This is a genomic window from Rhizobium sp. K102, from assembly GCF_022385315.1.
Lineage (GTDB): Bacteria > Pseudomonadota > Alphaproteobacteria > Rhizobiales > Rhizobiaceae > Rhizobium > Rhizobium croatiense.
In genome coordinates, this window is sequence record NZ_CP092436.1 from 2,463,221 (window position 1) to 2,476,180 (window position 12,960).

Annotated in this window: 11 protein-coding genes and 5 pseudogenes; 12 read left to right on the plus strand and 4 right to left on the minus strand. The window is 59.8% G+C overall.

Translation table 11 applies throughout. The features are described from left to right. Positions 1–26 precede the first annotated feature (26 nt). Both MHI61_RS18190 and MHI61_RS18195 read left to right on the plus strand, forming a co-directional pair. On the plus strand, positions 27–674 hold the full coding sequence (locus tag MHI61_RS18190) for a TRAP transporter small permease subunit (protein ID WP_239789975.1): 648 nt from the start codon (positions 27–29) through the stop codon (positions 672–674). Further along, positions 671–2,098, plus strand: coding sequence for a TRAP transporter large permease subunit (locus MHI61_RS18195; protein WP_239789976.1), 1,428 nt, complete (start codon positions 671–673; stop codon positions 2,096–2,098). The genes MHI61_RS18190 and MHI61_RS18195 overlap by 4 nt, the downstream gene beginning before the upstream one ends. A 459-nt stretch (positions 2,099–2,557) precedes the next feature. On the opposite strand, the gene MHI61_RS18200 is transcribed toward MHI61_RS18195, so the two are convergent. Continuing rightward, a complete protein-coding gene (locus MHI61_RS18200) occupies positions 2,558–3,457 on the minus strand; it encodes a LysR family transcriptional regulator (RefSeq protein WP_239789977.1) in 900 nt (299 codons plus the stop codon). A 96-nt stretch (positions 3,458–3,553) separates the two neighbouring features. Between MHI61_RS18200 and MHI61_RS18205 the strand changes: the two are divergent. From MHI61_RS18205 to MHI61_RS18220, 4 genes and pseudogenes are all read left to right on the plus strand, one after another. Next, positions 3,554–4,741: pseudogene (locus MHI61_RS18205) on the plus strand (MFS transporter). A gap of 31 nt (positions 4,742–4,772) precedes the next feature. Then, positions 4,773–5,519, plus strand: coding sequence for an SDR family oxidoreductase (locus MHI61_RS18210; RefSeq protein ID WP_097582625.1), 747 nt, complete (start codon positions 4,773–4,775; stop codon positions 5,517–5,519). 13 nt (positions 5,520–5,532) lie between these two features. Then, complete coding sequence (locus MHI61_RS18215; RefSeq protein WP_239789978.1) at positions 5,533–6,006, plus strand: cyclophilin-like fold protein; 474 nt, start codon at positions 5,533–5,535, stop codon at positions 6,004–6,006. A 31-nt stretch (positions 6,007–6,037) separates the two neighbouring features. Continuing rightward, positions 6,038–7,120, plus strand: a complete 1,083-nt coding sequence (locus MHI61_RS18220) for an alpha/beta hydrolase (RefSeq protein ID WP_239789979.1) — start codon at positions 6,038–6,040, stop codon at positions 7,118–7,120. 249 nt (positions 7,121–7,369) lie between these two features. Here MHI61_RS18220 and MHI61_RS18225 read toward each other — a convergent pair. Further along, positions 7,370–9,077: pseudogene (locus tag MHI61_RS18225) on the minus strand (adenylate/guanylate cyclase domain-containing protein). Between the two features lie 87 nt (positions 9,078–9,164). Here MHI61_RS18225 and MHI61_RS18230 point away from each other — a divergent pair. The 4 genes and pseudogenes from MHI61_RS18230 to MHI61_RS18245 form a co-directional block, all read left to right on the plus strand. Then, positions 9,165–9,323: pseudogene (locus tag MHI61_RS18230) on the plus strand (CopG family transcriptional regulator); the annotation flags it as partial. A gap of 162 nt (positions 9,324–9,485) precedes the next feature. Then, entirely contained in the window at positions 9,486–9,968 is a 483-nt protein-coding gene (locus MHI61_RS18235; protein WP_239789980.1) for a hypothetical protein, read from the plus strand. Continuing rightward, on the plus strand, positions 9,952–10,398 hold the full coding sequence (locus tag MHI61_RS18240; protein ID WP_239789981.1) for a helix-turn-helix domain-containing protein: 447 nt from the start codon (positions 9,952–9,954) through the stop codon (positions 10,396–10,398). The genes MHI61_RS18235 and MHI61_RS18240 overlap by 17 nt, the downstream gene beginning before the upstream one ends. After that, positions 10,395–10,817, plus strand: coding sequence for a hypothetical protein (locus tag MHI61_RS18245; protein WP_239789982.1), 423 nt, complete (start codon positions 10,395–10,397; stop codon positions 10,815–10,817). Before MHI61_RS18240 ends, MHI61_RS18245 begins: the two co-directional genes overlap by 4 nt. Before the next feature lie 21 nt (positions 10,818–10,838). Here MHI61_RS18245 and MHI61_RS18250 read toward each other — a convergent pair. After that, positions 10,839–11,202, minus strand: a pseudogene (locus tag MHI61_RS18250) (ATP-dependent DNA ligase); the annotation flags it as partial. Positions 11,203–11,356: 154 nt separating this feature from the next. On the opposite strand from MHI61_RS18250, the pseudogene MHI61_RS18255 reads away from it, so the two are divergent. After that, a pseudogene (locus MHI61_RS18255) lies at positions 11,357–11,479 on the plus strand (thermonuclease family protein); the annotation flags it as partial. A gap of 29 nt (positions 11,480–11,508) precedes the next feature. Here the strand turns inward: MHI61_RS18255 and MHI61_RS18260 are convergent. Continuing rightward, positions 11,509–11,859: a DUF2200 domain-containing protein gene (locus tag MHI61_RS18260; RefSeq protein WP_239789983.1), complete on the minus strand. Its 351-nt coding sequence runs from the start codon at positions 11,857–11,859 to the stop codon at positions 11,509–11,511. A 317-nt stretch (positions 11,860–12,176) separates the two neighbouring features. On the opposite strand from MHI61_RS18260, the gene MHI61_RS18265 reads away from it, so the two are divergent. Further along, positions 12,177–12,803 carry a class I SAM-dependent methyltransferase gene (locus tag MHI61_RS18265; protein WP_239789984.1) on the plus strand — a complete coding sequence of 209 codons (627 nt, stop codon included), beginning with the start codon at positions 12,177–12,179 and terminating at the stop codon, positions 12,801–12,803. The last annotated feature ends 157 nt before the right edge of the window (positions 12,804–12,960 follow it).

Genomic DNA, 12,960 nt, shown 5'->3' on the forward strand with positions numbered 1-12,960 from the left:
CTCATCGAGATCAGGGAGGCGCTTGCATGCTCCGTTACATTGCATTCGCCGACGATTTGTCGGCGTGGTTCGGCAAGGTGTTCGCGTGGGGGATACTCATCATGGCTTTCGGCGTCGGCTATGAGGTTGTTGCACGCTACCTCTTTCGCGCGCCGACCCCCTGGGCCTTCGATCTGAGCTACATGCTTTATGGAGCGATCTTCATGATGGCGGGAGCGTATACCCTCTCGCGTGATGGCCATGTGCGCGGCGACTTCATCTACCGGCTCTGGAAACCGCGCACGCAGGCCAGGCTGGAACTGGTGTTGTACTTCATCTTTTTCTTTCCCGGTATTACCGCGCTGGTGATCTCGGGCTGGAAATATGCCGCACGCAGTTGGGGCTATCTGGAGGTCAGTTCCAACAGTCCCGCCGGTGTGCCGATCTTCCAGTTCAAGGCCGTGATCGTCGCCGCCGGCATTCTCCTGTTCCTGCAGGGCGTGGCGCAGGTCTTCCGCTGCATTCTCTGCATAAGGACGGGCGAATGGCCGAAGCAGGCCGAAGATGTCGAAGAACTGGAAAAGGTACTACTGGAAACAAAAAGCCTGGATGTGCTCAAGTCCGAGGACGAGGGTTTCCTTCCGTCGCGGGAAGTTGACGCTGGACGTGAACCACGGGATCGGGACGCTCCATGACGGATGCACATATCGCCGTCGGGATGCTCCTCATCCTGATCCTCGCCATCTTCCTCGGCTTCCCGGTGGCGTTCACCTTGATGGCTCTGGGTGTCGGCTTCGGATATTATGCCTATTACGATGCCGGCCGCATGTGGCGCGGCTATGACCGCGCGCTCGAATCCGGCGGCGATGCCTTTACACTGGCGCAGACCTGGATCGGCGGTTTCTTCAACAACCGGATCTTCGATCTGTTCGTCAACCAGACCTACTCGGTCATCCAGAACGACGTGCTGACGGCTATCCCGCTGTTCCTGTTCATGGGCTACATCGTCGAGCGAGCCAACATCGTCGATCGGCTGTTCTCGACGCTATTCAGCGTCACGCGCCGGGTGCCCGGCTCGATGGCGGTCGCCGCCCTGGCCACCTGCACACTCTTTGCCACGGCAACCGGCATCGTCGGGGCCGTGGTGACGTTGATGGGACTGCTCGCCCTACCAGCGATGCTGAAGGCAAAGTATGACGTGCGCTACGCGACGGGCGTGATCTGCGCGGGCGGCACGCTCGGGATCCTGATCCCGCCTTCCATCCTGCTGATCGTCTATGCGGCAACCTCCGGGATCTCGGTTGTCCGAATGTATGCGGCGGCGCTCCTGCCCGGCCTCGCGCTGGCCGGGTTTTATCTCATCTATGTCGTGGTGCGAGCAATCCTGCAGCCGCAACTGGCGCCGCGGCCAACGAAAGAAGATGTGGGCGAGCACACGCCGGTCCAACTCGCCTGGATGATGCTTACATCCTTCGCGCCGCTCGCCTTTCTGATTCTTGCGGTGCTGGGTGCCATTCTCTTTGGCCTGGCAACGCCGTCGGAAGCCGCCGCAATCGGCGCATTGGGGGGACTGGCGCTTGCTGCGGCCTATCGGGCGCTGACCTGGCAGCGACTGAAGGAGTCGGTGTATCTGACGGCGCGAACGACCGCGATGGTCTGCTGGTTGTTCGTCGGTTCGGCGACCTTCGCATCGGTATTCGCCTATCTCGGCGGTCAACAGTTCATCAGTGACTTCGTGACCGGCCTGGACATGTCGCCGCTGATGTTCCTGATCCTTGCCCAGATCATCATCTTCATTCTCGGCTGGCCTCTGGAATGGACTGAAATCATCGTCATCTTCATCCCGATCTTCATTCCGCTGCTGCCGCATTTCGGGATCGATCCGCTGTTCTTCGGTATCCTCGTGGCAATCAACCTGCAGACGGCCTTCCTATCACCACCCATGGCGATGTCGGCATACTACCTGAAGGGCGTCTCGCCTCCGCATGTCAAACTGACCGACATCTTCCGCGGCATGATGCCGTATATGTTGATCGTCATTCTCTGCATGGTGGTCATCTATCTGTTCCCGAGCATCGTCTACATGCTGCCGAATCTACTCTATGGAGTACAGAGATGACGCAGTGTCTGGCCCATTCCGAAAGGATAGACCGATGAACAGAAGCCGGTTTTTTGCAATATTTGCATTCGGGACGCTTGTCGCGTTCTGCGCGGTCATCCTGGCGTTTGTTCCACGGTTCGATTTGGCCGCTGCACTGCTGATCGGGATTGTCCCTGCGGGGTACGACATCTGGGATCAGCTCTTTCGGCGACGCCCGTCGAAATCGTCTGGATAGACTGCAATCTTCAACCGCCGCCCTTTCGTGACGGCAATCCGCTGCAAAAAGCCCGTTCGTCCATCGACCTACGGGCTCTTGGCTTGGAAATTGATCACTCATGGCCCCTCCCTGTGAAAGCGAGAGGCACCGTCATTACGCGAACTTGAGCCATGCTCTGAGGGCACCGACGCGGCAACTTTGAGCCAGTACCTCACGTCGCCGAAGCGCCAACAGGAGACATCGGGCTGTGGGGCCGAACACTATTTCCGCCGTCTATGCCGGAAAGCATCAACAAACGCCGAGAAGGCCGGCGACGGATTGCGTCGGCTCGGATAATAGAGATGGTAGCCCTGGAAGGTCGGACACCAGTCCGAAAGCACCTGCCGCAACCGCCCCCGCTCGACATGCTGCGAGACGAGGTCCGTGGGCACGTAGGCAAGGCCGATACCGTCCAATGCAGCGTCAATCGCCGGAGCGATGTTGCTCAAGGTGAGCTGGCCCTCCACCCGCACGCTGAACTCACGGCCGTCCCGCTCGAATTCCCAGGCATAAAGCCCCCCGGATGTTGGAAGCCGAAGGTTGACGCAGTTGTGACCTGTCAGGTCCTGCGGGATTGACGGCGGCCCATGCCGCTCCAGATAGTCGGGCGAGGCCACGACGGAATATGACACGTCGGGTCCTATGCGCACCGCCACCATGTCGCGGGCGACGGCCTCGCCAAGACGGACGCCAGCGTCGAACTGCCGCTCGACGATGTTGGTGAAGCCGTTGTCAACGATGATTTCCACCGTCACGTCGGGAAAGTCACGCAGGAATGCCGAAAGTCTGGGACGGAACACCAGCTCGACCGCGTCGTCCGGGCAGACGACCCTAACGTCGCCGGACGGCTTGTCACGCAGCGCGCTGATCGCGCTGATCCCGGCGGTGATGCTTTCGAAATGGGGCTGGATACTTTCCATGAGACGTTCGCCGGCCGCCGTCGGCGCGACGTCCCGGGTGGTGCGGGAAAGAAGCCGAATTCCCAGCCGCTCCTCCAACGCGCTGACTGTGTGACTGAGGGCCGAGCGCGTGAGGCCCAGCTTCGCAGCGGCGCGCGTGAAGCTCCGCTCCTTGGCAACTTCCAAGAATGCTCTCATCTCGGTGAATTCGTCACGTCGCATTGTTGAATCTCCTTCACCTCAACATGCGGATTATACCTACTAGTCCATCCAAACCCGTTTGGCTATCTGTTGCGGCACCGCACAGGAGAGCCCGGCATGGCCATTGAGCTGACAGCGAATGATGCGATCTTGGCAGACATCGCAGAAACACCATGGGCGGCCGTGACCTGCCTGTCGCTCCTGACCTTTCTTCTGGTCGGACTGGAGTTCCTGCCGGTCAGCCTCCTGACCCCGATCGCCAGAGAGCTGGCGGTGTCAGAAGGCCAGGCCGGGCTGGCCATCACCATCTCGGGCGTCTTCGCTGTGACCACAAGCCTCTTCGGCAACGGCTTTCTGTCGAAATGGGACAGGAAGGCAGTCGTCCTGCTCTATACCGGGATGCTGGCCCTCTCCAGTCTGGCCGTTGCCCTCGCTCCCAACTTCACCGTCTTCCTCCTGGGCCGGGCGCTTGTCGGCGTCGCGATCGGCGGCTTCTGGTCCTTGTCGACGGCCATCCTCGCGCGTCTGGCTTCGAAGTCGGACCTGCCCAAGGCCATCGCTCTGCTCCAGGGCGGCACCGCTTTCGCGATCGTCATTGCCGCCCCTCTCGGCAGCTTTCTGGGCGGGCTGATCGGCTGGCGCGGCACTTTCCTGATCACCGTTCCGATCGGACTCGTCGCTCTGATTTGGCAATTTGCCGTCCTGCCGAAGATGCCTGCGACGGAAACCGTGTCGGTCGGCCGAATGTTGCGCCTCTTGCGCAACCGCGCCTTCCTGATCGGCATGGCGGCGACGGGTCTGGTCTTCATGGGGATGAATGCGCTTTCGATCTATCTGCGTCCGTTTCTGGAGGGTGTCACCGGGGTGGAGCTCAACACACTGTCGCTGATGCTTCTGGGTGTCGGAACTCGGCGGATTGGCCGGAACGTCCCTGATCGGTTTCGTCCTACGCCGTCACCTTGCCGCCGCGCTTATTGGCCTGCCGGGCACGGTCGCTCTGATCGCTCTCCTGCTGATCGGCTTTGGGTCTTCACCGTGGGCCACCGCGGTCCTTCTCGTGCTCTGGGGATTTTCTCGACCCCGACCCCGGTGGCCTGGAACACCTGGATGGCGAGGCTGGTCCCAGGTGAGCTGGAAGCGGCGGGCGGCATCCAGGTCGCGCTGATCCAGTTGGCCATTGCGGGCGGGGCATTCGCAGGCGGAGTTCTTTTCGACGGTGCAGGCTGGTGGAGCGCTTTCCTTCTGGCCGCCCTCCTTCTTGCGGGTTCCGCCGCGTTCGGAGCGCTCGCCGGCCGCCGCGTCTGACCTCTCAAAAATCTCGCAATAGGAGAACATCATGTCTCAAGGCATAGAAGACAAAGTCGTCGTCATCACCGGGGCGAGCAGCGGGCTGGGCGAAGCCACCGCACGCCATCTCGCCGAGCGAGGTGCTGCCGTGGTGCTCGGTGCCCGGCGACGTGACCGCATCGATGCGCTGGCCGGGGAACTCACGTCGAAGGGCTACAATGCCAAAGCGATCCAGACAGATGTGACGGATAGGCAGCAGGTCAGGAACCTCGTCGATACTGCAGTCCAGGAATTCGGCCGCGTCGACGTGATGCTCAACAATGCCGGTCTGATGCCGCTCGCCCCGCTCGAACGTCTCAAGGTCGACGAGTGGGACCGCATGATCGACGTCAACGTCAAAGGCGTGCTCTACGGCATCGCCGCCGCGCTGCCGCATATGAAGGCGCAGAAGTCCGGCCACATCATCAACGTTTCCTCGGTCTACGGCCATGTCGTCGATCCAGGTGCCGCGGTCTATTGCGCGACCAAGTTCGCCGTCCGTGCGCTTTCCGAAGGGCTACGCAAGGAGGTGAAGCCGTACAACATCCGGACCACCATCATTTCGCCCGGCGCGGTCAGCACCGAACTTCTCGAGCATATCAGCGAAAAGGACATCCAGGCGGACACGAGAGAGTTCGTCAGCCAGATCGCCGTCGGCGCGGATGCCTTCGCCCGGGCGGTCGCGTTTGCGGTGAACGAGCCAGACGATGTCGACATCAACGAAATCCTGTTCCGGCCCACGGCGCAACCGGTTTGATGGGACCCGAACGATGACGACGAACACATTGGCCATGACCCGGCGAAGGATCGTGGGTGGAGCTCTGGCGGCCGCGGCTCTCCCCTTCGCGGCGCGCGGGCAGCAAGGCCGCGATCCGGCCAGCCAAGAGCCGACCGACGTGAGGATCAGGTTCACCTTCAAGGGCATGTCAATGACGGCCACGCTCTACGACAATCCGTCGGCGCGCGACCTCGCTTCGATGCTTCCCCTGGACCTCGAGATCAAGGACTTCGGATCGAACGAGAAGATCGCATACCTGCCGCGCATGCTGACAGTCGAAGGACACGGACCCTTCTCCGACGAGCGGCCATACGACCTCTGCTACTACATGCCCTGGGGAAATCTCGCGATGTTCTACGCCGACTACAAGCATCCGGGCCTCGTCCGCCTCGGTCGCTTCGACGACGGGTTCGAAGCGCTTCACGTACCTGGGGAATTCCCGCTGCGCATCGAGCGCATCCAGTGACACTCAACCCATCCAGACAGGAGACTTCCAAATGAGCAAGCACATTGAGACGCAGGACGGCTTCAATTCGAGCAGGCGTGGTCTGATAAAGGCGACCGGCGTCGCCGTCGCGGCCATGAGCCTGATCCCGGCGGCGGCCGCGACCCGGGCCCTGGCTCAGACCACGGATTGGGACAAGACGTTCCTCAAGAGCGACAAGGTCGACCATCAGAAGGTCTCGTTCAAGAACCGATACGGCATCACTCTGGCGGCAGATCTCTACCTTCCCAAGGATCGGGACAACAGTAGGCTCGCCGCCATCGTCGTCAGCGGGCCGTTCGGCGCGGTGAAGGAACAGTCGTCCGGGCTTTATGCGCAGACGATGGCAGAACGTGGATTTGCAACTCTTGCCTTCGACCCATCATATACCGGAGAGAGCGGCGGCGAACCGCGTAACATCGCCTCGCCCGACATCAACACCGAGGACTTCAGTGCCGCAGTGGACTTTATCGGCCTGCGGCCGGAAGTCGATCGTGAGCGCATCGGCGTGATCGGCGTCTGCGGCTGGGGCGGCATGGCTTTGAATGCCGTTGCCGTCGACAAGCGCGTCAAGGCAGTCGTCGCCAGCACCATGTACGACATGACGCGCGTCATGTCCAAGGGTTACAACGACAGCGTCACCCTGGAGCAACGCACGCAGACGCTGGAGCAGTTAAGCCGGCAGCGTTGGGTTGATGCGGAAAAGGGTACTCCCGCCTACCAGGCGGCGTATAACGCCGAAGTCGGTCCAGATGCACCGCAGTTCATGGTCGATTACCACGACTACTATTCGACGCCGCGCGGTTATCATAAGCGCGCTGTCAACTCGCGCAACGCCTGGTCGCAGACCACGCCGATCTCGTTCATGAACATGCCGATTCTGACCTACATCGCGGAGATCTCGCCGCGTCCGGTGCTGTTCATCCACGGCGAGAAGGCTCACTCACGCTACTTCAGTGAAACCGCCTTCGCAGCCGCTGCCGAGCCGAAGGAACTGATGATCATTCCGGATGCAAGCCATACCGACCTTTACGACCGCATGGACAAGATCCCCTTCGACCGGATGGCCGAGTTCTTCGGTCGACATCTGGCATAAGCGAAACTCGCCGGTCGAACTATCACAGGCGGCGAGGTGACCTTCTGGTCACAACGCCGCCTCTGATTTCGTCGATCTCCGCCTTCGAAAGCTGGGCTACGAAATCCTAGCGGATCGTCGGTAATGAGGAATTTCCCGGCTGCGCCGGCGAAACAGATTGGCCCACAAGGAAACTCTGCAGTGCCGCCATCCATGCGATCCAGACCGCCGTTCTCGCGCAGCGCATCTCGGGATTGGCCTCATCCGCTGTCACATCTCCGGCAGGCCGGCCTTTCGGAAGCCGTCGACGAAGTGGTCTCGTACAGCTGCATCGCGCAGCGGCTGGGAGCTGAGCCAATGGCCGATGGTGAAATGAGGGTGGGCGATCAGAAACAATTCTGCTTCTCGCCGCGCCTCCTCGCTGTGGCCTAACTGCGCAAGCGCAGCAGCCAGGAATTTGCGTGAGTTGGTACGATAGGTTTCTTTCCTGCGGAGCGTAGCGGTTGCCGCCTCATAATCACGCGCGGCGTACTGCGCCTGCCCAAGATGACAAAGATACCAGCAGGTTGGATGGGGATTGAGCCGCAGGGCTTTTTCGATCTGCGCCAGTCCGTCGGCAACCCTGCCGTCCAGCACGGACATGTCCGACATGGCGGCCCAGGTGTCGGCGTGGTTGGGGTCCAGCTCCAGGGCCTTGGCGAAGGCGGCATCCGATTCCTCCCATCGCCGCTCATAAGCCAAAATGGTACCCAGAACGTAACGGCAGCCGGCATCGTTGGGATCCAAGTCTACCGCCTTCTGCGCTGATGTCACCGCCATCCGACGGTTAGGATCTTCGGGCTCGCCGAAATCGAGTCCAGGCAAGCCAACGGTTATAGGCGAGCAGACCGAGCGCCTCGGCATATGATGGATCGAGCTTGACCGCGCGTTGGAGCAGCATATAGGCCTCACGCTCGGTTTGCGGCAACTCTTCCGTCAGGAGGCGGGCGCGCACACACAGATCGTACGCCTCAAAGTTCTTCGGCCGATTGCGCGGCGCGGGGATGGTCAGCCGGCCGACGAGGGCTTCAACAATCTTGGCGTTGACTTCATCCTGCAATTCGAAAACATCTTCCACCGTCCGGTCGAACCTCTCGGCCCACAAGTGCCCGCCGTCAAGCGCGTCGACCAGTTGGGCGTTGATGCGGACACGGCCCATTGCGCGTCTGGCGCTCCCCTCCAGGACGTAGCGGACGCCGAGTTCCTGGGCGACCAGCTTTACGTTGACCGGCTTGCCCTTGTAGCCGTACACGGAATTGCGCGCGATGACGAACAGGCCAGCCGTACGGGAAAGGTCGGTGATCAGGTCTTCGGTCAGGCCGTCGACGAAAGGCGCGTCCGCTTCATCTCCACTCATATTCGTGAACGGCAGGACAGCGACCGAGGGACATTCGGGCAGCGGCAATATGCTCTGCAGCGCATCCGGCCAATGCCACACGTGAACCGGGCGAGTCAGGTTCTTCAGGTAGCGTTCGCCTGCATCAAAGAACCGGTCGCCGATCTTGCCGACGATCTCGCCGTGAACGCTGCCTGAAATGCAGATACCTCCCGGTGCGGCCTGCGTCTCGAGGCGCGCCGCGACGTTGACGCCGTCGCCGAGGATGTCTGAACCATCGTCAATGACATCTCCCAGATTGACGCCTATACGCAAAAGCAGGCGCCGGTCTCCGGAAGCCTCGATGGCAGTGGTGGTCTGTTGCATTTCCAACGCTGCAGCGACCGCGTCCACCGCGCTACCGAATTCGATCAGGAATCCGTCGCCCATGACCTTAAAGATGCGACCGTTATGGCGCATCACAGCCGGCTCGATGACGCCAGAACGGAGTTCCCTGAGGTTCGCCAGCGTTGCGACTTCATCAGCCTCCATCAGGCGTGAATATCCCACCACATCGGCAACGACGATGGCAGCAAGGCGACGCTGAAGAAATCGATCCGTCATGTGAGGACAAGCCCAACGACCGGGGGTCCATAAGTTATTGCTCAACTACGGGTCAGTCAACAAGCGGCAAGAGGTGATGTCCAGGCGGACGAGAACATGGAAGAAGCTCTGCGGAACCTCTCAAGCGAATTGGTGCTGACGCGAGACGACGCCATCAGGTATATCGTCCGTGAGTGGATGGAGAAGAACACCTATTTGACGGTGCACGAGCTGGACGAAGATGGCGATGTGGATGGGACGGCTTAACCCGGCTTAATCAGACCTGAGAGATTGCTCCGCATCGGTCAGCAGCCCACACTTTCGTGGTACTGGCGCATGATCCGATGAGTTGTTAAATAGGATTTGTCGCAACCACTTCACCATATTGGGCGATGTTAATTATTTGTTAATCGGGATATGTTGACTTATATGGCAACTTTGGTGCAACTGGTCCACATGGGTGTGCTGAAGCCGGTTAACGTGAAATTGAGACGAGATGAATTCCGCGACCGAGCGATTGTGGGCCTTCCCAAATTCCACGAGTGGTTAGAGAATGACGTAAAAGTAGCGACGGCGTTCTACCCGGACACAATTCGGCCAAGCCAACAAGCACTGGCCATCCTTAAAGACTTCATCTCTGGGAAACCCTTCCCGGGTCCAAGGTTGTTCAAGAAGATGAGCCCGAAAAATAATGACGTTTGGGAGCTCAGGACACCGGACCTACGCTTCTTTGGCTGGTTCTATCACAAGGACTGCTACATCGCCACCACGGGGGAGTTCTTTGAGCGGCTGAAATACAATCCAATGCTATATGAAGAACATAGAATAAACTGCCTGAAAATTCGCGATGAATTGGATCTCGACCCACCGAAGTACATGCAGGGAGCCAACGCAAATGATGTCGTTTCTTGATAGCCACAGCGATGACGACTACTTCACGCTTGATGATCCCAAAGCGGAGCTCGCAGCAGAGTTTGTCACGCACGTCGGCACTTCGCTTCAGAAAGCATTTGTGCAACGAAAAGCGGACAGCAAGCTCACGCAACAAAAGATAGCAGACTTGTTAGGCGTTGACCGATCACGTATCCATCGCTGCCTCTCTGGATATCAAAATTTGACTCTCGAAACAGTTGCAGAGTTGGTGTGGGCGATGCGAGGCCGTCCGGAGTTCCGGATTATCCTCGAAGATGAGAAAGAGTTCGGGTGTAATTTCCATTCGTTCCCTGAGAAGGAGGCGGCATCGCCTCGGTCAGGGACAAAGGAACTTAGAATGGAATACTCGTCGCCTCCAGTATCGGCAACGGCAACCGGACAAAACAGCGTTCATTGGCGCTCAAAATGAAGATACACAACTTCTCGGTTTGCGACCTCGTTCGACGAGAGGATAATGGCAAATTCCTTCTCGTAGGTGTTTACTCCAATGAGATCATCTTTTCCTCGTTGCCGGCGAAATTTCCTTTTACGCTTTGGTTTTTGGCGGAACATGAGGCACTGGGATTAGATGAAATCGCGCTTCGCGCTAGGACCAGTGTCGACGACGCTCCGTTTTTCACCATGGAAGGCCAAGTGGAAGTCGCTGATGTTTCCACATGGAGCCCGATTGCTGCCAGTTTGGTTGCAGATTTCAGGGAGCCGTGCACACTGTTTTTGGAAGCAAAAATTAACGGTGAAGATTGGATTGTCCTCCGTGAGACGCGGGTAAAAGTCGGAGATGTGTTGCCGCCTCTTCCACCTTCGCCGCTGCCCAAGATGGAGAGCTAGCTCAAAGGTTGGCGCAACTTTCTATATCTCCGCGACCGCCGCATTATCATCCCGATCCCGCAGCCCCTTATAGGAGGCGTGCCGCAACTTGCCGTCATGCGTCCAGGCTCGATATTCGACCTCTGCAATTAGCGTCGGCTTGATCCAGATCAGGTTCTTGCGCCCACCGGAATATTTGACGGCCGGTTTGGTCGCCTTGATCTTGTCCATCGTTGCGCGAAGCTTCATTGCCTCGTCTGCCTTGAAGCCCGTTCCGACCGACCCGACGTAAACCAGTTCGCCACCCTTCCGAGCAGCCAGCAAGCGCGCCGATGTTCCCGAAGCCGTCGCTCTGGATGCATTTGATTTTCAGCCAGTCGCCGCCGCGACCGCTGCGATAGGTGCTGAGCGATGGGGGACGCTCTTATTGCCGGCGGACAGGGTTACAATCAAGGAATGCAGCGACAGCAGCCCACGTATACGCCGACGACCTGCACGTCGACCCCGCAAAGCACCTGGGTTGGTGGCCCGGTCCGTCAGGTCAGGACCACCTGCTATTGATGATCGCAGGATTGATCTTTTGCGCCTCACTGACGGCCGTCGACGGCGACACCGTCAAGTGCGACGGGCAGAACATGCGACTGCTGGGGGAAGGTGTTCCGTTCGTCTCGGGCATCGACACGAGCTGTCAAGCGGGAGCAAACCTAGGCTTCTATTTTCGCAGGATTTTCTCCATCGCCCTGCCCTTCGCGAGCTCGTCGATCAGTTTGTCCAGGTAGCGGATTTCCCGCATGGTCGCTTCCTGGATCTCTTCCACGCGGACGCCGCAGATCAGGCCTGTGATCTGCGATCGGGAGGGATTCATCTGAGGTGCCTGCGCAAAGAAATCCTCGAAGTTGGTGTTCCTCGCCAACTGATCGTCGAGAGCCTCTCGGCTATAGCCCGTCAGCCAAGAGATGATTTCGCCGACTTCCGCCTTCGTGCGTCCCTTCTTCTCCGCCTTGGCGACATAGTGGGGATAGACGCTCGCGACGCTGACCAAATAGATGCGATGCTTCGTCATGCGTTCTCCTGAATGTTGCAGGTATTTCCCGGCTGAGATGGCTGCGCGACAAAACCCCGCCCGATGGCCGACAATGAGCAACCCTCCGGCGGCGCGGGCGCGAGGAAGTTTCACTCATGGACGCGAACTCTACAGCGCCGCCGGCCATGACCGCAATTGGCGCATTGCCGCCCGGAAGTATTGGCAGTCCTTCGGTGGTGTCTCTGACCTCATTTCTGCTAAAGCTGGGGAGTAAATCGCCCGCGATGTCACCAACTGCCGAAGTGTGAAGGGCGCAACGGGCTGATAGGCTGTTGTCTTGAAGGAGGAGCGCTGGGATGAGCACCGACCGGGATACTGTGCGGTCCTATGATACGGCCGCGGCGGAGTACGCTGCCGAGGCCGCGGTGATGCCCGAATGGGTCGCGACTGAGATCGATGTGTTCGTGACCGAGCTCTCCGGCTCGGGCAGAGTGCTGGAGATCGGAAGCGGTGGCGGGCGAGATGCACTGGAGCTTGAGAAGCGGGGCATCAGCGTCCGGCGCACCGACATTTCAAAGGGTTTCGTCGAACTGCTACGCGAAGGTGGCTTTGAGGCCGACCTGTTGGACCCGCTGACCGATGACCTGGCCGACCCGCAGCGTCCCGGCAAGCCGTATGACGGGATCTGGGCCTGTGCCTGCCTGATACATGTCGCGCGCGAGGATTTCGGCACGGTGCTTGGACGGCTTGCCGAGGCGACCCGGACCGGTGGCCGACTGCACGTCTCGGTCAGGGAGGGCGACGGCGAGGATGTGTCCACACACGGCAGTGCTGCAACACCTCGGCGCTACGTCGAGACGTACTGGCGCGAGCCTGCCCTGCGGTCGGCACTCACAGACGCGGGCTGGATCGTCAGCGATGTACGTCGCTACGTCGGAAGGCCCGATGATCGCTGGCTGAGCGTTCGGGCGAGTCGGGCCTGAGGCAAACAGAATTTGCGGGAATGGCCGGTTGTGGCGCCACTCTGAACTCCAGGTGGTCACCGGGCTGTCGGCTTCCCGGTGACGGCAAAGGTCGCCACAGTGGCGAGATGAGGACGCATTGCTGACCTTGCGTTCCAGCCGAAGGAATGGCCAGCCC